The organism is Nonomuraea sp. B10E15 (assembly GCF_039871615.1).
Lineage (GTDB): Bacteria > Actinomycetota > Actinomycetes > Streptosporangiales > Streptosporangiaceae > Nonomuraea.
On sequence record NZ_JBDPMB010000008.1, the window covers coordinates 110,742 to 127,340 of the forward strand.

Genomic DNA, 16,599 nt, shown 5'->3' on the forward strand with positions numbered 1-16,599 from the left:
CGTGCCACTGCCGAACACGGCTGGTCTCGTCAGGTGTCGGCGTGCTTGCCGCGGCGGGTGAGCTCGCGCAGCGCGTCGGCCGCGTAGATCACGAGGGACACGAACGCGAGCGCGGCGATCGAGCCGCCGAGCCACAGGTCGTTGACGGTCGCGTCCGCGTAGGCCGCGCCGCGGGGCTGGTAGCCGACGACGAACGGGGCCGCGACGAGCCACAGGCCGCCGAGGAACAGCAGGACGAGGGCGGATACGCCCAGCTTGGCCTTCACCGGTTCTCCTCCACTCCGACCAGGGAGCCCTTGCCGTTCGGGCGAGGGGTGTTGTTCAGGTCCTCGCGCAGCGCCTCGACGAGCGGGGCGAGCAGGGTGGCCAGCTCCGCGGACGACGCCTGCGGCGCGGGGGCCGGCACCGGCTCGGGCGCCGGCTCGGGGGCGCGCTGCTTCACCTCCACCAGGCCGCGCGCCACCAGGTCCGCGTGGATGGCCAGCACGAACGCGATCGCGCCCGCCAGGCCCACGACGGCCACGCCGATGCCGGTGAAGAACTCGGAACGGGTGGCGTCCGTCCAGTCGCCGGCCTCCGGCTGGGTGCCGAGGGCGAACGGCGCGATCATCAGCCACAACCCGGCCAGGGTGGCCAGGGCGGCCGTGACGGCGCCGACAAACTTGCGAATCATTGCGAGATTCCTCCCGTGACAAGGTCCTTCTCCGGTGGCGCGGCCTGCGCGATCAGGGCGCGCGAGGTGGGTCGCAACACGTCCTGGGCGACCGACCTGGCCCGCTCCCGCTCGGAGCGGCCGTCGGGCGGCGCCATCCTCGCGACCGCGGTGAGCAGCGCGGAGCGCTCGCCGTTCGTCCGCTCGATGCGCTGGGCCACGAGCTCCAGCAGCAGCCCGGCCAGCACCAGGTCGTCCTTGCCGAGCGGCTTGGGCTCGGGCGGCGCCGCCATGGTCGACCCGCGCAGCGGCAGCTCCTTGAGGAAGATCGTGGCCACGAACCCGATCAGGGCGATGGGCACGCCCACCATGAACACGGTCTCCAGGCCGCGGGTGAACGACTCCAGCACGATGTGCTTGATCGGCTCGGGCAGCCGCTGGATGGCGTCTGGGCTGCCGAGCTTGACGTCGGAGCCGCCGGGCAGCGCGATGTTCGCGGCCCTGAGCATCTCGGCCATCTCGTCCTTGAGCCGGTTGGTCAGGATCGCGCCGAACGCGGCCACGCCGACGGCGCCGCCCAGCGAGCGGAAGAACGACACGCCCGACGTGGTGGAGGCCATGTCGCGCGGCTCCGAGCCGTTCTGGGCGGCCAGGATGAGCATCTGCATGGACATGCCGAGCCCGGTGCCCAGCACCGCGACGTCGAACCCGATGAGCCACTCGCTGGAGTCGACGTGCAGCCTGGACAGCAGGAGCAGCCCGACGGCCACCACCAGCAGGCCCGCGACCGGAAAGAGCTTCCACCGGCCGGTCTTGGTGACGATCTTCCCGGAGATCACGCCGGAGACGAACAGCGCCGCCACCATGGGCAGCGTCATCAGGCCCGAGTCGGTCGGGCTGAGCCCCTTGACGATCTGCAGGTACTGCGGCAGGTAGATCATCGCGCCGAACATCGCCATGCCGACGAACAGCGAGGCGAGGCTGGTGAGCACGAACGTACGGTTGCGGAACAACCGCGGCGGAAGGATGGGGTCGCGGGCGGTCCGCTCGGACAACACGGCGAGCGCCAGCATGAGCAGGGCGATCGCGGTGAGGAAGTAGGTCCAGACCGAGTTCCACTCGAACTCGTTGCCGCCGAGCGTCAGCAGCAGCATGAGGGCGCTCGCGCTGGCGGTGATGGTCGTCGCGCCCCAGATGTCGATCGAGGTCTCCCGCTTGACGACCGGAAGTTTCAGCACCTTCTGGATCACCAGGAAGGACACGATGGCGAACGGCACGACGACGTAGAAGCACCAGCGCCAGCCCAGCCAGTCGGCGTCCACGATGAACCCGCCGAGCAGCGGGCCCGCGACCGTGGAGATGCCGAAGACGGCCCCCATGTAGCCGGAGTAGCGGCCGCGCTCGCGGGGCGAGACGATGTCACCGAGGATCACCTGGGAAAGGGCCGACAGGCCGCCGACGCCCAGGCCCTGCACGGCGCGCGCCGCGATGAGCTGCCCCATGTCCTGCGACATCCCGGCGACGACCGACGCGGCGACGAACAACCCCAGAGCGGTCTGGAAGAGCAGCTTGCGCCCGAACAGGTCGGACAGTTTGCCCCACAACGGCGTGGAGACCGTCATCGTCAGCATGGTCGCGCTCGCGACCCACGAGTACTGATCCTGCCCGCCGAGTTCCCCCACGATCGTCGGCAGCGCGGTGCCCACCACGGATGTCGAGATCATCGACGTGAGCATCGCGAGCATCAGCCCGGACATGATCTCGAGGATTTCGCGGTGGGTGTACTGCCGCTTCGTGGGGGTCGCGGTATGTGCCTGGGCTACCAAGACACCACATCCCCCCTGAAACAGTCGTGACTCAGTGGAGTATACGCCCGTTTACTAGCCGTGCGGCAAGTGGGTCGGCGGTCGCGCGCCGCCGACTAGAGTCCTGGTATGGACGGCCAGGCAACGGAGGCGGGAGCCAGGCCGCGCGACCGGGAGGCCACGCGCGAGCGCATCCTGCAGGCGGCCCGCACCCTGTTCGGCGAGCAGGGCTACGAGACGGTGACCGTACGCATGATCGCCGCGGCGGCCGAGGCCAACGTCGCCCTGGTGGGCCGCTATTTCGGCTCCAAGGCGGGGCTCTTCCACGCTGTCCTGCAGGGCGAGCCGACGCTCAACACGTTGTTCGAGGGGGACGCGGAGGCCCTGCCGCGCAGGCTGGCCGAATACGCCGCCGAGCGCATGCGGCGACCGCCGGACAGCCCGATCCTGCGGGCGCTCGAACGTTCCGCGGCACACCCCGAGGTGCGGGCCGTGGCCCGTGAGCGCCTCATCACCGCCGTGCTCAATCCCATCGCCGAGCGACTCGACGGCCCCGACGCGCAGGTCAGGGCCCGCATGGCCACCGCGGTCTTCCTCGGCATCGGCGCCACCCGGCGCCGCCTCGGCCCGCAGGAGCCCACGCCGGCCGACGTCGACCGCCTCACCGCGGTCTTCGAGGCGTGCCTGGCCGGCTGAAAGTTTCAGCTCCCGAGGCGGCTCTGGCCTGGGGCGATGGTGTGATGACCGATCCGATGTCTTGGTGCGGGCGGTGATGGCTCCCTACATTCGGGGTGCCGGTGGGAGCGCTCCCACATGACGGACGGAGTAAAACCCATGTCTCGCAGGAAGCCCCTCCTGGGGGTGCTCCTCGCCGCGGCCGCCACGGTCGCCGCGGGGGCGGTCGTCCTCTCCTCGTCCACAGCCAGGGCCGCCGACTCCGCTTTCTACGTGGACCCCCAGACGAACGCCGCCGAATGGGTGGCCGAGAACCCGGGCGACAGCCGTACCCCCGTGATCAGGGACCGGATCGCCGCCGTGCCGCAGGGCAGGTGGTTCGCCACGTACAACCCCTCGACCGTGCGCGGCCAGGTCGACGCGTACGTCGGCGCGGCAGCGGCGGCGGGCAAGAACCCCATCATGGTCGTCTACGCCATGCCGAACCGCGACTGCGGCGGCCCCAGCGCGGGCGGCGCCCCCGACCACTCCGCCTATCGGGGCTGGATCGACCAGATCGCCGCCGGGATCGGCGGCCGGGCGGCCACCATCGTGCTGGAGCCCGACGCGCTGGCCATCATGTCCAACTGCATGAACAACTCCGAGCAGGCCCAGGTCCAGGCCTCCATGGCGTACGCGGGCAAGAAGTTCAAGGCCGCGTCGTCGCAGGCCGAGGTCTACTTCGACATCGGGCACGACGCCTGGCTGTCCGCCTCGGAGGCCGCGACCAGGCTGAACGGCGCCGACGTGGCCGGCAGCGCCGACGGCATCGCGGTCAACACCTCCAACTACCGCTCCACGCCCGGCCTGGTGTCGTACGCGAAGAACGTGCTCGCGGCGACCGGCGTGTCCGGGCTGAAGGCGGTCATCGACACCAGCCGCAACGGCAACGGCCCTTCCGGCAGCGAGTGGTGCGATCCGCCCGGACGCGCGACGGGCATCTGGAGCACCACGGACACGGGTGACTCGGCGATCGCCGCCTACCTGTGGGTCAAGCCGCCCGGCGAGGCCGACGGGTGCATCGCGGCCGCCGGGCAGTTCGTGCCGCAGCGGGCGTACGACCTGGCCATGGCCGCGCCCTCGCCCACGGTCACGCCGACCGTGACACCCACCGTGACACCCACTGTGACACCCACTGTGACACCCACTGGGGGCCCCGGCGGGTGCACCGCGACGTACAAGGTGACGAACGAGTGGCAGGGCGGCTTCCAGGGCGAGGTCACCGTCACCAACACCGGCTCGTCCCCGATCGGCGGCTGGCAGGTCGGCTGGACGTTCCCCAACGGGCAGACGATCTCGCAACTCTGGAACGGCACCCTGTCCGGCGGCGGCGGCTCCGTCTCCGTCACCAACCTCGGCTGGAACGGCACCGTGCCGGCGGGCGGCAGCACCACGTTCGGCTTCCTCGCCGCTCACAGCGGCCAGAACGGCACGCCCTCCACCCTCACCTGCACCGCCTCCTGATCATTCGCCGGGCCCCGTCCGGGGCCCGGCGAAATATCCGCGCCCCGGACGATGTTGCACAGAGCCATCCGCACTCCTCGAAAGGCGCGTACCCATGGCTCTGCCGTTGTCCATACTTGATCTTGCGCACATCGGCGAGGGCGAGACGGCGCGCGACAGCTTCACCGCGAGCGTGGCGCTCGCCCAGCGCGCGGAAGAGCTCGGCTACAAGCGCATCTGGTACGCCGAGCACCACAACATGCCGAGCATCGCCTCCTCGGCGACCAGCGTGCTGATCGCCCACGTCGCCGCGCACACCAGCACCATCCGCCTCGGCGCGGGCGGCGTCATGCTCCCCAACCACGCGCCGCTGACCATCGCCGAGCAGTTCGGCACCCTGGAGACCCTGCACCCCGGGCGCATCGACCTCGGCCTCGGGCGGGCGCCGGGCAGCGACCAGCAGACCTTTCGGGCCTTGCGCCGCAGCCCGGCCTCCGCCGACTCGTTCCCGCAGGACGTGCTCGAACTCCAGGGCTACCTGACGGGCGAGTCCCGCATCCCCGGCGTCGAGGCCACGCCCGGCAAGGGCACCGACGTGCCGCTCTACATCCTCGGCTCCTCCCTGTTCGGCGCCCAGCTCGCGGCGGCGCTCGGCCTGCCGTACGCGTTCGCCTCGCACTTCGCGCCCAACGCGCTGGAGGAGGCCGTGGCCGTCTACCGGCGCGACTTCAAGCCATCGGCGCAGCTCGACCGGCCGCACGTCATCGCGGCGCTCAACGTGATCGCCGCCGAGACGACGGAGGAGGCCGAGGAGCAGTTCCTGGCCTCCAAGCGGCTCAGGGTCACCCGGTTCCTCGGCCGGGGGCGCACGTTCACGCAGGAGGAGGCCGACATGATCCTGGAGTCGCCGGCCGGGCAGCAGATCGTGCAGATGGCCAAATACTCCGCCGTCGGCAACCCGGCCGAGGTCGAGGCGTACGTCGCCCGCTTCGCCGAGCACGCCCAGGCCGACGAGCTGATCGTCGCGTTCTCCGCGGTCGACAGGAAGGCCTGGATGCGCTCGGCCGAGCTCCTCGCGGACGTTCACGGGCTGCGCGCCTGAGGTCGGAGTCAGTCGGCGACGAGGCGCATCCTGGGGCCTTCGCGCTCGCGCTGCCGCCGCACCACGTACGTGCCCGGCGCGCACCCCGTGCCTCCATGCTCGGGGTGCAGCAGGTAGACGGTGGCGTGCGCCTGGAACATGCCGATCGCCAGCCGGTCGGAGTCCATCACCTGATTCGTCCAGAGGCACGTGCCGGGGTCGGCGACGAGCGTGTGCGGGTTGCCGCCGGCCTCGCCGCGCAGCAGCTCGACGCCCGCCGACGGCACGGGCTCCCACTCGGCCTGGTGCCGGGCCTCGACGGAGCCGGCGACCATCGCGAGCGGGATGACGATGAGGTCGCCCTGGGCCTGGAGGCCGTCGACGACGGGGATGCGGACCGACTGCTCGAGGTGGTCGAGCACGGTGAGACCGGTCCGCCGGGTCAGGGAAGCAAGAGTCACGTTCATGGTCATCACCTCAGGTTCTGCGCTGGAGCAGGGAGTAGTGCTCGGCGGACAGCCCGTAGGTCCAGCCGGCGGCGGCGATCGGGTCGTCGAAGGCCGGCACGGTGAGCCCGTAGCGGCGCCGGTGGCCGTCGCGTTCGACGGATCCGTTGACGGCGAGGAGCACCCTCGTTCCCCCTCGCATGTCGTAGAGCCGCAGCTCGCAGCCCGGGTTGCCGGGGTCGGGCGCGGTGGCGACGAGCCGTAGCCCGGCCTGGCCGACGTACGCGGCCCAGCCCATGTGCTCGATCGCGCACCGCCTGACCTCCACGTTCGGCTCGTCCGCGATCCGCCGCACGTTCGGATCCGTGATCACCCAGGCGGGTACCGGCATGCCGTGCCAGGCGTGCAGGTCCCAGCCGTCCGCGTACCGCACGGCCGGGCCGTCCGCGTGGTGCGGCCGGACCTCGCCGTTCTCGCCGCACACCTCGGTGTGCAGGGCGGCGGGACGCTCGGAGACCACGCACGTGTCCTCCCTGGGCCACCACCAGCCGCACGACGTGGTCGCGGCGGTCCACAGGCCGAGGTGGCGCCGCTGCTCGCCGGTGAAGACCGCGCCGGCGGCACGGCGCAGCGCGTCGTACTCGGCGATCCAGGAGACGTACAGCGTGTCGTACCAGACGCGCCGGAGCGCCCGCGACTCGTGCGCCGCGTTCAGCGCCGGGACGAGGGTGCTGGTGACGGACCGCTGTAGGGGAAAGAACGTCGTACGGCGGACGATCTGGTCGAGCGGCTGCCGACGCGGTCTGACCCGTGCGTCGAGCTCGTGGCGCAGCGTGCTCGCCAGCGTGGACAGCCGTCCGGGCACGGGCCACTCGGCCAGGCGGTCGATGCTCTCCCAGGCGCGGGTCCCCGGCGGCACGGTCGCCAGGCCCTTGGCGGGCGACGAGACCCAGTGGAAACGGGGTGGGGGCAGGCCGATCAGTCGGTAGAGCCCCGAGATGGCGGCCTCTGCGGCCGGACGGTCGGCGGGCCGCGTCGACAACGCCCGGCCCAGCCATGCTTCGCGGATTGCGGCAGCTTCCCGCTGCACGTGGACGCTCACCGGATGCGGGTGGCGTCGTCCTTTCTCACGATCATGGATGAATGGTGACAGATCGGCGTCGCCCGTGTCCAGCGGCTAGCGGGCCTGGCCCTGCTCCTTGAGGGAGGGCGTGCCGCCATCGGGGAGATCGCGGTGGGTGAAGATGTCGATCAGCACCTGCACGGGCATGTCGGCCTCCGTGTGGTGGCGGAAGCTCAGGCCGGGCTCGATGTGGTAGTGGTTGCGGCGGCCGACCCTGTTGCGCTGGATGTAGCCGGACTCCTCCAGGTCGGAGACGATGCTCTGGGCCGCGCGCTCGGTGATGCCGATCGATGCGGCGATGTCACGGACCCTCACCTGCGGGTCGACGGCGATCGCCAGGAGCACCCGCGCATGGTTGGTCAGGAACGTCCACGCTGCGCGGCGTGCGCCTTCCCTTTCCATCCCTGTACGGCTCCTCCCGGTGTCGAGCTGACCAGCAGCATACGATGATCTGCACCTCGTTGCACGAAGTTTGATTGCAGAAAAGCTATTCCGGTATTCTGCTTACTAGTTTAGCGTAGAGGTGTCCGCCCGCCCAGGCTCGACGCCCATGATGATCAGAGGGGATGCGATGTCGCACGCGAGGCACAGCGTCAAGCCGCGACCGGCTTACGGATCGCGTCGCCCTGCGAACGCGGCTCGGCACGTGCGCCGAGACCGCCACACGACTGTCGAGACCTCGTGCGCCGACGAGGGCGACATGGTCTTGTCAGCGCCTCCGCCCACGCCGGAGCACCTGTTGTACGTGGACCACATCCTGCAGGTCACCTGCACCGTCAACGCCGGGCCTTCCGTGATCCGTCTCATCGGTGAGATCGACTCCAGCAACAGCGGAGAGGTCCTGCGCACGCTGACCGAGGCCCGCTACATCGACGATCACCTGATCATCGACGTCAGCGACCTCTCCTTCGCCGACGTGTCGGCCGTACGGATTCTGCAGTCCTTCGCCTCCGGCGGCTCAACCGTCATCCGCAACGCTCAGCCGCAGCTGAGCCGCCTGGCGGGCCTGCTCGGCCTGACCCTTCTCGACTGACGTGCCGCCCCCGTTCCCGCGGGGGCGGTCAGTCCAGACAGAACTCGTTGCCCTCGGGGTCGGTCATCACGATGAATCCGGCGCTCATCTGCTGGTCGGGTTCGTGGCGGCGGACACGCGTCGCGCCCAACGCGACGAGCCGGTCGCACTCGGACTCTAGCGCCGCCATCCGCTCGTCTCCCTCCAGCCCGGGAGCCGCGCGGACGTCGAGGTGGACACGGTTCTTGGCCACCTTGTCCTCCGGCACCCGCTGGAAGAACAGGCGTGGGCCCCGCCCGTCCGGGTCCTCGACGGCCGACGCCACGTTGCGCTGGTCCTCGGGCACGCCGGCGCGCTCCAGGAAGTCCTCCCACGCGGCCAGCGGGTCGGCGCCCTCGGGCAGGTCCACCCCGGGCGGTCCGGGGTGGACGTAACCGAGCGCGTCCCGCCAGAAGGTGGACAGGGCCTTCGGGTCGTGGGCGTCGAAGGTGACCTGGATCTCGCGGCTCATCGGGCTGCTCCGTTCGCGGCTTTCGTGTGCAGGTAGAGGTCGCGCAGCAGGCACACCTCGGACATGTGGTGGATCAGCTCACGGTGGATGTGCAACACCAGATCCGCCATGGGCGCGTCCGGGTAGGGCTCCTTCTCGCCGACCGGGACCAGGAGCCCGTCCTCGCCGAGGCCGCGCACCCCGGCCAGCCAGACGTCGAGCTGGGTCTCGAGCTGGTCGAGCGCGGTGGCCGCGTCGCCCGCGTACTCCCAGGTCTCGTACGACGCGGGCGGCGCGCCGAAGTGCGCCGCGTTGCGCATGGCGAGCACGCCGACGATGACGTGGCCGAGCCGCCAGGCGATCGTGGTGAAAGGCGAGGGGGACGGCTCGGGAAAGGCGTAGTCGATCGTGAGATCCCCGGCGCCGGCCTGCACGGGCGCCGTCGAGGTCCCGCGCGGCCGCACGCTCCAGGCGTCGGGAACCGGTGACCAGAGATATTCCTCGTCGGTGAGGCCGTCGAGCCTCGGCCTGAGGTGGTGATTCCAGTGCCACTCCGCCTGCTCGCGCAGGGAGCGGTTCCAGTCGGGTGTTCGTGTGTCCATGGATTCACTGTCGCTGCACTAGCGGACAGAATCGGTCCGCTATCTGGCAGGCTGGACGTCATGGACGTGGCGAACGGTGACGAGCGGGGGACGACCGAGCGGGTGCTCACCCTGCTCGGGCTGCTGCAACAGCGCCAGCTCTGGACCGGTCCCGAGCTCGCCGGCCGGCTGGGGGTCACGCCGCGCACGGTACGCCGCGACGTCGAGCGGCTTCGCACCCTCGGCTATCCGGTGCACGCCACCCAGGGCGTCGGTGGCGGCTACCGCCTCGGCCGCGGGCAGGACCTGCCGCCGCTCCTTCTCGACGACCAGGAGGCCATCGCCATCGCGGTCTCGCTGCTGGCCGGCGCGGGCGGCGCTGTCGCCGGAGCCGGCGACGCCGCACTGGGGGCGCTGAGCAAGCTCGACCGGGTGCTTCCCGCCCGGCTGCGGCACGAGGTCCGCGCCCTTTCCGGCTCGGTCGAGTCGTTCGGCGGGGGTCGCACGCCGGTCGACCCCGAGATGCTCATGACGCTGGCCCGAGCCTGCCGCGACGAGGTCGAGGCCGGCTTCGACTACCCGTCAGGCGGCGAGGTGCGTCGGCGGCGGGTCGAGCCCTACCGCCTCGTCGCCTCCGACCGGCGCTGGTACCTCCTCGCCTACGACCTCGACCGCGACGGCTGGCGCAGCTTCCGCGTCGACCGGATGGCCGGCGTGACGGCCAGGACCTGGCGCTTCAGCCCTCGCGCGGCGCCCGACGCGGCGGCGTACGTGCAGGAGAGCGTGGCGAGCCGGGTCTACCCGCACCAGGCACGCTTTCTCGTGCACGCCCCGGCCGACACGGTGCGCGCGCAGGTCCCGCCGTCGGCGGCCGTGGTGCGACCGTGCGGAGCCGGGCGGTGCGAGGTGCTCAGCGGCGGCGGCAACCTCGACTTCGTGCTCATGCACGTGCTCCTGCTCGGGCACGCCTTCGAGGTGCTCTACCCTCCGGAGCTCGTCGGGCGCTGCCGCGAGCTGGCGGAGAGGCTGCTCGCGGCAGGCGCGGCCGACGCCGGACCGGTGTGATCATCCCCAGCACCGAGGTCTCCCCGCGCGTCGCGGCGACTTTTCCACCGGTAAATTTTGTGTAGCCGGCTTTCACGGAAACTCCGGCAGGGTGCCGACGCCGTTGTTCGCTTTTTGCGGGTGACTCTACGCTCGGCGGCGACGGGAAGTTCCTGGCCCGAAACCGGAGGCGTTTGTGAGATTTTTCGCGAGAAATGCGTTGCGGCTGGCGGCGGTCGTGGTGGCCGGTTGCGGCGTGGTGCTGGCCGGCGCCGTCAGTTCGGTGGCAGAACCGCGGCCTCCGTCCCAGCTGGCCCAGCTGGCCGGCGCCGACCTGGGCACGGTCATCACCATGGTCCCCAGCTTCTTCTGCGGAAACCGGCTGGTCGCCTACAACTCTCCTTCGTCCAACTCGCCCACGAAGTGCATCAACGGCGCTGAAAACAGCGGCAACTCCACCAACAGCGGGAATTACCACAACGAAGGCGATCCCATCAACAGCGGCAACTTCGTGAACGGGAACGGATCCACGGACAGCAACAACGCGACCAGCAGCGGCAACGCGGCCAACGGAGCCCAGACCCACTCGGTGCGCCGATGACGCACCACGCGCGGACCTTCGGGAGGACGAACGATATGAGCAGGGCCGGACTGTTGATCGCCGGTTGCGGGCTGGCGGTGCTCGCGGCCGGCACACCGGCTTCTCCAGGGCAACAGGTGCTCGTGGCGGATTCCTCGGCCTTCGCGGCGGAGACCGGAAATATCCGGCCCCGGGGAAATGCCAAGAAGGCGGGAAATTACTGGAGCAAGGGCCGGTCGGTCAACAGCGGCAACTTCTCCAACGTGATCGATTCCTACCGGTCCAACAATTCGACACGCGGCAGCGCCAACAACGTCAACGGTCCGCAACGGCTCGTCGTGAAATCCGGCAGGAGCAAGTGAGATCGCCGCGTCATCGCGGTCCGGCCCGGAACGCCCGGCGATAGGCGCCGGGCGTCGTGCCCAGGGCGTTGAGGAAACGCCTGCGGAGGTTGGTGGCCGAAGAGAGACCGACGCGGCGGGCGACGGCGTCCAGCGGGAGGTCGGACGACTCCAGCAGGCCCCGGGCGGTGGCGATCCGCTGGGCGAGCAGCCACTGCCCCGGGCTGGTGCCGAGCTGATCGACGAACCGCCGGGTGAGCGTGCGCGTCGACAGGCCCGCGTGCGCGGCCATGCTCTCGATGGTGACCGCTTCGCCGAGCCTTCCGGCGACCCACTCCAGCAACGGCGCGAGCGTGCCGTCGATCTGGACGGGGTGCGGCGGCGCCGCGTACTGCAACTGCCCGCCCTCGCGGTGCGGCGGCATGACCATGGTTCGTGCGATGTGCGCGGCGTACCAGGCGCCCTGGTCGTTGCGGACCAGGTGCATGCACAGGTCGATGCCGGCCCCGGCGCCTGCGCTGGTCGCCACGTCGCCATGGTCGACGTACAGCACATCCGGGTCGACCCGCACCTCGGGGAAACGCGTGGCGAGCTTGTCCGCCAGCGCCCAGTGCGTGGTCGCCCGCCGCCCGTCCAGCAGGCCGGCGTGCGCCAGCGCGAAGGCGCCGGAGCAGATGCTGACCACCCGCGTTCCGCGGGAGTGCGCCCGGCGCAGTGCATGAACGACCGCGGGCGCGGGCGGGACATCGGCGGGCAGCCAGCCCGGGACGATCACGGTGTCGGCACGGTCGAGCGCGTCCAGCCCGTCGGTCACGAGCATGTCGTAGCCGGCATGGGTCGCGACCGGGCCAGGACGCTCGGTGCACACGCTGAAGGTGTAGCGCTTCGGGAGCCCTGGCCGCTCGATGCCGAACACCTGGGCCGCGCAGCCGAGCTCGAAAGTGGACTGCGGCGGGCGGATCAGCGCCGTTACCCGATGCATGGCGTAAAAGTACCGCATGATGTCTTTTCTGACACTCGGCGAGGGCCATGACCGGCCGCCAGGCTGGCCCTATGACGACAGAACAGAGCGCCTCCGCCTATGCGTGGGCAGCCGTCCAGGACGCTCCGGTTCGCGAGCTTTTCCCGGGCATCCGGGCGCGGATGTTGTGGACCGGGGACAACGGCGCGAAGGCCTGCGTGCTGGAGATGGACGCGAACACCTGCTGGCAGGGGATCGACGTCCACGAACCCGGCCCCGAGGAGGTCTTCGTGGTCTCCGGCGTCTTCAACGACGGCGACCGGGACTACCCGGCCGGCTCCTTCATCCACGCCCCCGCGGGGTCCTCGCACGTTCCGCAGACGGTGACGGGCTGCACGTTGTTCCTCTTCTATCCGGAAGGCTGAAAGAGCCACCCGGCGATCCCGGGTGGCTCCGGTGACGGATGTTCCGGTCAGAACACCTGTTCGACGTTCGTGGTCCGTACGGTCCACGGCGGCCCGCACGTGCCGCGCCCGGTGAACCGGTAGCCGGCGAAGATGATCGGGCTGGCGAACTGGTAACCGTCGGAGCAGATCACCACGACCCTGATCGCCCCGCTGAACACCGAGCAGTCGATGTCGACGTAGTACGCGGGGATGGGGACGCTGCGGGAGCACGAGTAGGTGGCGGCCAGCCCGGCGCCGCCCTTGCCCTGGGCGTCAGAAAGCTCGGTCGACTGGTCGGTGAACCCGCGTTCGGGCGCCGCGGCGGCCGAACCCGTGTGGAGCGCGACAGAGAACAGCAGCGCCGCGATCGCGGTCAGCACGCCGATGAGCGTTCTTCTCGCATGTACAGCCATGTGATCGAACCTCTCGCTGGGTTTCCTGGCGGCCGGCCGAGCCTTGTCAGTGCTACTTTCGCCAAGCCAGGAGCGCCGGTCATCGTCACTTCTCGTAAATCTCCGCCGCGGCCGCCGGGGGACGGTTGTCACTGATGTCAAAGGGCTCGGGCGCGGTCAGGCCAGGCCGTGCTCGGTCCACGCGCCCGCCAGCATCCGCGTGACGGTGGTGCTCAGCACCCGTACGCCGTGCGTGGAGCCCGGCTCGATCCCCACCAGCTCCCGCACCCGCCGCAGCCGGTAGTCGAGGGTGCGGGGATGGATGTGCAGGGATTCGGCGGTACGCAGGCGGTTCATGTCGTTGCGGTAGTAGGCGTCCAGCGTGGGCACCAGTTCCGGCCCGTCGCCGAGCCGCTGCGCGGTCTCCCGTAACCACTGGTCCACCTGCGGCGTCTCCACCGCGCCGAGCTCCGCGAACACGTCGGCCACCCCGTACGACCGGCGCGGCACCCGCTCGATCGGCGCCACCCGGCTGACCTTCCGCGCCAGCGCGGCCGCCTGGACGAGCGCGCGGCGGCGCCCGTGGGCGATGCCGACGGAGCACGGCCGTCCCACGCCCTCCGCGACCGCCCGCGCCAGCGCCAGTCCTGAGCCCTCCGCGGCCGCCCGGTGCTCCGGCCGCGCCCCGTGGTACGGCACGAGCGCCACGAACTCGTCCGGCTCCTGCCATCCGAACGGCACGCGATGCCGCTGCAGCAGGGTGCACACGACCTCCTCCCTGCACTCCTTCGGCGGCGCCGTGGCCACCCGGACCACCGTGACCAGGTAGTGCTCGGCCAGCGGCACTCCGAGGCTGCCGGCCAGCCCGCCGGCCATGGGGTCGTCGTGCAGCACCATGGTGGCCAGCAGGTGGACGCGCGAGGCGGTCGGCAGGAAACGCTCGTATCCCCGGAAGTAGCCGCGGGTGTAGGCCGCCTGCGCCGTCGCGCCCTGCTGGGCCAGCCAGTCGATCATGCGCATCGTGTCGGTCAGGTCGCCGGGCCCGGCCGCCTCGGAGATCTCTCGCATGGTGAAGGCCGCGTGCAGCGCGAGCGCGCCGCGCTGGCATCCCGGAGCCACGCCCTGCATGCCGCGCTGCTCGCCGACCGACTCGATGAAGGCCAGGTCGCTGTCCAGCAGCGGCTCGCCGGAGGCGGCCAGGTCGGCCGTCCGCTGCCGTACGACGACCGCGAACTCCATCATCGACGCCCGCGCTCTCGGCTCGATCGCCTGGAAACCGGCGAGCTCGCCGACGCAGGCGTCCACCACCCTCCTCGCGTTGTCGTCGACCCGGTTTCTGAGCATGCCGAAGAGGTCGCCCATGAATTCTCCCCGTGACGTCGCCATTGGTCGTGTCTCCCTGAAACGCGCGTCCGGTATTCGTCGGCCGGATGCTTTCGTATCAGTGGGTTTCTTGGAAATCGGCGCGTGACCAGGTGGGGAAGGTGGAAAGCGCCATTATGGCCGTGGGGTGCGGTGAAAGTTTCATGCGGCCGGTGATTCGTGATGACCGAAATTGTGACGCACGATCACGAGGTGATTGCATTCCGCCTCGGTGCGCTCGGGCGGGCCCGGCAACAATGGCCCGACTAAGGATTTTCCACGGGTCTGACCCTCTGTGGGGAGAAGGATTAGCGCTGTTTCTTCCGCGCTGTGGCCCGGATTGGCTGAAGGACCCGGAAGAGTACGAACCCGACCTGGCTCCGAGGGCCCCGGCTCGGACAGCCGGCCGGGACCCGCGCGTGGACGGATGCCGGTCAAATGCCTCGTCCCGTCAGACGAAGGCCGCCCCGGCGAAGTCCACCTGGCACAATCGCACCTCACCTGCTTTGACCCCATAGACCCGATCTGCACGGCTGTGACCAGTCGCCCGCGTACGCGTCTCATCGGAGCTCACGATGCCCTCGAGTTACCAGGCGTTCGTCGAACGCGCAGCAGCCGACCCCGCCGTCGTCGGCCTCGTGCTCAAGGGCTCCCACGCCCACGACGGCATGACTACCGAGCACTCCGACCACGACCTGTACGTCGTCCTCGCCGACGGCGCCACCACGGATCTCACCCGGTTCGCGGGCCACCGCAGCCCCGAACTCGACCTCGTCATCGTCTCCCTCGCCGAGTTCCGTACGGTCGGCATGCCCGGCTTCGAGCGCTACGCCCTCGCCCGCGCCAGGATCGTGCTCGACCGCCTCGACGGAGGCATCGCCCGGATCGTGGCGGCCAAGGCGCGGCTCGGCGCCGACGAAGCGTTCCGCGACTGCGGCGAATGGCTCGACGCGTACGCCAACTCCCTTTACCGATCCGTCAAGAACGACCGCGACGGACACGCGCTGGCCGCCCGGCTCGACGCCGCCGACAGCGTCAGGTTCCTGCTGGAACTGCTCTTCGCCATGGACCGCCGCCCCCGCCCCTACAACAAGTACCTGGAGTGGGAGCTCACCCGGCATCCGCTGCCGGGCTGGGACACCGGCAGGTTGCTGGACGCCGCCGACCGCATCTCGGCAACGGGTGATGTGCTCGTGCAGCGCCGCCTCTTCGCCCAGGTCGAGGCGGCGGCCCGGCACGCCGGGCACGGCGCGGTGCTGGACGCATGGGGCGAGGACCTCGACCTGATGCGACCGCAGTAATCTCCCGCGGCTGCCGGAGAAAAAGTCGAGGTGATCCATCCTAAAATCTCGTGCCATTTCGCGCGTTTTCTTGATTGGCGGTTTGCTCGCGGTGGGAGGGTTTTCGTAGACTGCTTTCATCCTATGGCTCTCCGGTGACGTATCCAGAAACGCCGGACAGGCTAGGTGGAAGGGGCGAGGGCCAATGGATGATTATCCGTTGCTCAATATCTTCCTCACGATGATGTGGTTCTTCCTCTGGGTCCTGTGGCTGATGCTGCTCTTCCAGATCATCATCGACATCTTCCGCGACGACAGGCTGAGTGGCTGGGGCAAGGCGGGCTGGTCGATCTTCGTCATCGTGCTGCCGTTGCTGGGCGCCCTTGTGTACCTGATCGCTCGCGGCAAGGGGATGGGCGAGAGAGAACTCGCGGTGAGGGCCGGACGCGAGTCCCGCTACTACGAAGCCGTCGAACGCCGCCTGGGGCGGACGACCGGACAGGCCGACGAACTCACTCGTCTGGCCGATCTCAAGAACCATGGTGAACTCACCGCGGAGGAGTACGAGCACGCCAAGGCCAAAGTCCTGGCGATGTGAAGGGCCTGGTGCCGGTCGGGTGGACCGGGTGGTGTGCTCTCTCATGCCGGGGCAGCCACGTCGGAATCGCCGGCGCCGTTCGTCACCCCGCTCCCGCCTGACCGTCGCCGGGAACCCACGCCAGGCCAGCCGTAACCTTACCTTTACCTAAATGCATCACGCCTGTAACCCATGACGGACGTCTGTCAGATTTGACTGATGTACCAACGCGGCAAAGAGGTACAAAACGGGACGTAACGGACATGGGC

Annotated in this window: 21 protein-coding genes; 10 read left to right on the forward strand and 11 right to left on the reverse strand. The window is 70.0% G+C overall.

Features of this window, described 5'->3' with window-relative positions; translation table 11 throughout:
* Positions 1-29: 29 nt before the first annotated feature.
* The 3 genes from ABGB14_RS23480 to ABGB14_RS23490 are packed head-to-tail and all read right to left on the reverse strand — an operon-like array spanning position 30 to position 2,478.
* A complete protein-coding gene (locus tag ABGB14_RS23480) occupies positions 30-266 on the reverse strand; it encodes a hypothetical protein (RefSeq protein WP_347645964.1) in 237 nt (78 codons plus the stop codon).
* Positions 263-673, reverse strand: coding sequence for a hypothetical protein (locus ABGB14_RS23485; RefSeq protein ID WP_347645965.1), 411 nt, complete (start codon positions 671-673; stop codon positions 263-265). The genes ABGB14_RS23480 and ABGB14_RS23485 overlap by 4 nt, the downstream gene beginning before the upstream one ends.
* Complete coding sequence (locus ABGB14_RS23490; RefSeq protein ID WP_347645966.1) at positions 670-2,478, reverse strand: MDR family MFS transporter; 1,809 nt, start codon at positions 2,476-2,478, stop codon at positions 670-672. The genes ABGB14_RS23485 and ABGB14_RS23490 overlap by 4 nt, the downstream gene beginning before the upstream one ends.
* Before the next feature lie 108 nt (positions 2,479-2,586).
* On the opposite strand from ABGB14_RS23490, the gene ABGB14_RS23495 reads away from it, so the two are divergent.
* The 3 genes from ABGB14_RS23495 (at position 2,587) to ABGB14_RS23505 (ending at position 5,716) form a co-directional block, all read left to right on the forward strand.
* Positions 2,587-3,153, forward strand: a complete 567-nt coding sequence (locus ABGB14_RS23495; protein WP_347645967.1) for a TetR family transcriptional regulator — start codon at positions 2,587-2,589, stop codon at positions 3,151-3,153.
* Positions 3,154-3,291: 138 nt separating this feature from the next.
* On the forward strand, positions 3,292-4,635 hold the full coding sequence (locus ABGB14_RS23500; protein ID WP_347645968.1) for a glycoside hydrolase family 6 protein: 1,344 nt from the start codon (positions 3,292-3,294) through the stop codon (positions 4,633-4,635).
* A 94-nt stretch (positions 4,636-4,729) separates the two neighbouring features.
* Positions 4,730-5,716: an LLM class flavin-dependent oxidoreductase gene (locus ABGB14_RS23505; protein WP_347645969.1), complete on the forward strand. Its 987-nt coding sequence runs from the start codon at positions 4,730-4,732 to the stop codon at positions 5,714-5,716.
* Positions 5,717-5,724: 8 nt separating this feature from the next.
* Here ABGB14_RS23505 and ABGB14_RS23510 read toward each other — a convergent pair whose 3' ends face one another.
* The 3 genes from ABGB14_RS23510 to ABGB14_RS23520 form a co-directional block, all read right to left on the reverse strand.
* Complete coding sequence (locus tag ABGB14_RS23510) at positions 5,725-6,162, reverse strand: hypothetical protein (protein WP_347645970.1); 438 nt, start codon at positions 6,160-6,162, stop codon at positions 5,725-5,727.
* Between the two features lie 10 nt (positions 6,163-6,172).
* Positions 6,173-7,231 (reverse strand): DUF6745 domain-containing protein, encoded by a 1,059-nt coding sequence (locus tag ABGB14_RS23515; protein ID WP_347645971.1) that lies wholly within the window; start codon positions 7,229-7,231, stop codon positions 6,173-6,175.
* Between the two features lie 87 nt (positions 7,232-7,318).
* Positions 7,319-7,666, reverse strand: a complete 348-nt coding sequence (locus ABGB14_RS23520; RefSeq protein ID WP_347645972.1) for a MarR family transcriptional regulator — start codon at positions 7,664-7,666, stop codon at positions 7,319-7,321.
* 298 nt (positions 7,667-7,964) lie between these two features.
* On the opposite strand from ABGB14_RS23520, the gene ABGB14_RS23525 reads away from it, so the two are divergent.
* Positions 7,965-8,297: an STAS domain-containing protein gene (locus ABGB14_RS23525; RefSeq protein WP_347645973.1), complete on the forward strand. Its 333-nt coding sequence runs from the start codon at positions 7,965-7,967 to the stop codon at positions 8,295-8,297.
* Between the two features lie 28 nt (positions 8,298-8,325).
* On the opposite strand, the gene ABGB14_RS23530 is transcribed toward ABGB14_RS23525, so the two are convergent.
* Positions 8,326-8,787, reverse strand: coding sequence for a VOC family protein (locus tag ABGB14_RS23530; protein WP_347645974.1), 462 nt, complete (start codon positions 8,785-8,787; stop codon positions 8,326-8,328).
* Positions 8,784-9,368, reverse strand: coding sequence for a DinB family protein (locus ABGB14_RS23535; RefSeq protein WP_347645975.1), 585 nt, complete (start codon positions 9,366-9,368; stop codon positions 8,784-8,786). Before ABGB14_RS23535 ends, ABGB14_RS23530 begins: the two co-directional genes overlap by 4 nt.
* A gap of 60 nt (positions 9,369-9,428) precedes the next feature.
* Here ABGB14_RS23535 and ABGB14_RS23540 point away from each other — a divergent pair, with 60 nt between their 5' ends.
* From ABGB14_RS23540 to ABGB14_RS23550, 3 genes are all read left to right on the forward strand, one after another.
* Positions 9,429-10,412 carry a YafY family protein gene (locus ABGB14_RS23540; RefSeq protein ID WP_347645976.1) on the forward strand — a complete coding sequence of 328 codons (984 nt, stop codon included), beginning with the start codon at positions 9,429-9,431 and terminating at the stop codon, positions 10,410-10,412.
* A 175-nt stretch (positions 10,413-10,587) separates the two neighbouring features.
* Positions 10,588-10,992, forward strand: a complete 405-nt coding sequence (locus ABGB14_RS23545; RefSeq protein WP_347645977.1) for a hypothetical protein — start codon at positions 10,588-10,590, stop codon at positions 10,990-10,992.
* Positions 10,993-11,027: 35 nt separating this feature from the next.
* A complete protein-coding gene (locus ABGB14_RS23550; RefSeq protein WP_347645978.1) occupies positions 11,028-11,333 on the forward strand; it encodes a hypothetical protein in 306 nt (101 codons plus the stop codon).
* Positions 11,334-11,343: 10 nt separating this feature from the next.
* Here ABGB14_RS23550 and ABGB14_RS23555 read toward each other — a convergent pair whose 3' ends face one another.
* A complete protein-coding gene (locus ABGB14_RS23555; protein ID WP_347645979.1) occupies positions 11,344-12,294 on the reverse strand; it encodes a helix-turn-helix domain-containing protein in 951 nt (316 codons plus the stop codon).
* A 71-nt stretch (positions 12,295-12,365) separates the two neighbouring features.
* Here ABGB14_RS23555 and ABGB14_RS23560 point away from each other — a divergent pair, with 71 nt between their 5' ends.
* Positions 12,366-12,698 (forward strand): cupin domain-containing protein, encoded by a 333-nt coding sequence (locus ABGB14_RS23560; protein ID WP_347645980.1) that lies wholly within the window; start codon positions 12,366-12,368, stop codon positions 12,696-12,698.
* 47 nt (positions 12,699-12,745) lie between these two features.
* Here the strand turns inward: ABGB14_RS23560 and ABGB14_RS23565 are convergent, their stop codons facing one another.
* Together ABGB14_RS23565 and ABGB14_RS23570 are read right to left on the reverse strand one after the other, a co-directional pair.
* Positions 12,746-13,132, reverse strand: a complete 387-nt coding sequence (locus ABGB14_RS23565; protein ID WP_347645981.1) for a hypothetical protein — start codon at positions 13,130-13,132, stop codon at positions 12,746-12,748.
* A 156-nt stretch (positions 13,133-13,288) separates the two neighbouring features.
* Positions 13,289-14,473: a helix-turn-helix domain-containing protein gene (locus tag ABGB14_RS23570; protein ID WP_347645982.1), complete on the reverse strand. Its 1,185-nt coding sequence runs from the start codon at positions 14,471-14,473 to the stop codon at positions 13,289-13,291.
* 575 nt (positions 14,474-15,048) lie between these two features.
* On the opposite strand from ABGB14_RS23570, the gene ABGB14_RS23575 reads away from it, so the two are divergent.
* The gene (locus ABGB14_RS23575) at positions 15,049-15,774 is read left to right on the forward strand and encodes a hypothetical protein (protein WP_347645983.1); all 726 of its coding nucleotides are present in this window, start codon (positions 15,049-15,051) and stop codon (positions 15,772-15,774) included.
* Positions 15,775-15,958: 184 nt separating this feature from the next.
* Positions 15,959-16,351, forward strand: a complete 393-nt coding sequence (locus ABGB14_RS23580) for an SHOCT domain-containing protein (protein WP_347645984.1) — start codon at positions 15,959-15,961, stop codon at positions 16,349-16,351.
* The last annotated feature ends 248 nt before the right edge of the window (positions 16,352-16,599 follow it).

Bases quoted from the DNA above. Each gene is read 5' to 3' on its own strand.
- ABGB14_RS23525 (WP_347645973.1), top strand. From the start codon at position 7,965: ATGGTCTTGTCAGCGCCTCCGCCCACGCCGGAGCACCTGTTGTACGTG.
- ABGB14_RS23555 (WP_347645979.1), bottom strand. From the start codon at position 12,294: ATGCATCGGGTAACGGCGCTGATCCGCCCGCCGCAGTCCACTTTCGAG.
- ABGB14_RS23535 (WP_347645975.1), bottom strand. From the start codon at position 9,368: ATGGACACACGAACACCCGACTGGAACCGCTCCCTGCGCGAGCAGGCG.
- ABGB14_RS23540 (WP_347645976.1), top strand. From the start codon at position 9,429: ATGGACGTGGCGAACGGTGACGAGCGGGGGACGACCGAGCGGGTGCTC.
- ABGB14_RS23570 (WP_347645982.1), bottom strand. From the start codon at position 14,473: ATGGGCGACCTCTTCGGCATGCTCAGAAACCGGGTCGACGACAACGCG.
- ABGB14_RS23485 (WP_347645965.1), bottom strand. From the start codon at position 673: ATGATTCGCAAGTTTGTCGGCGCCGTCACGGCCGCCCTGGCCACCCTG.
- ABGB14_RS23550 (WP_347645978.1), top strand. From the start codon at position 11,028: ATGAGCAGGGCCGGACTGTTGATCGCCGGTTGCGGGCTGGCGGTGCTC.
- ABGB14_RS23575 (WP_347645983.1), top strand. From the start codon at position 15,049: ATGCCCTCGAGTTACCAGGCGTTCGTCGAACGCGCAGCAGCCGACCCC.
- ABGB14_RS23530 (WP_347645974.1), bottom strand. From the start codon at position 8,787: ATGAGCCGCGAGATCCAGGTCACCTTCGACGCCCACGACCCGAAGGCC.
- ABGB14_RS23520 (WP_347645972.1), bottom strand. From the start codon at position 7,666: ATGGAAAGGGAAGGCGCACGCCGCGCAGCGTGGACGTTCCTGACCAAC.
- ABGB14_RS23500 (WP_347645968.1), top strand. From the start codon at position 3,292: ATGTCTCGCAGGAAGCCCCTCCTGGGGGTGCTCCTCGCCGCGGCCGCC.
- ABGB14_RS23495 (WP_347645967.1), top strand. From the start codon at position 2,587: ATGGACGGCCAGGCAACGGAGGCGGGAGCCAGGCCGCGCGACCGGGAG.
- ABGB14_RS23565 (WP_347645981.1), bottom strand. From the start codon at position 13,132: ATGGCTGTACATGCGAGAAGAACGCTCATCGGCGTGCTGACCGCGATC.
- ABGB14_RS23560 (WP_347645980.1), top strand. From the start codon at position 12,366: ATGACGACAGAACAGAGCGCCTCCGCCTATGCGTGGGCAGCCGTCCAG.
- ABGB14_RS23505 (WP_347645969.1), top strand. From the start codon at position 4,730: ATGGCTCTGCCGTTGTCCATACTTGATCTTGCGCACATCGGCGAGGGC.
- ABGB14_RS23580 (WP_347645984.1), top strand. From the start codon at position 15,959: ATGGATGATTATCCGTTGCTCAATATCTTCCTCACGATGATGTGGTTC.
- ABGB14_RS23510 (WP_347645970.1), bottom strand. From the start codon at position 6,162: ATGAACGTGACTCTTGCTTCCCTGACCCGGCGGACCGGTCTCACCGTG.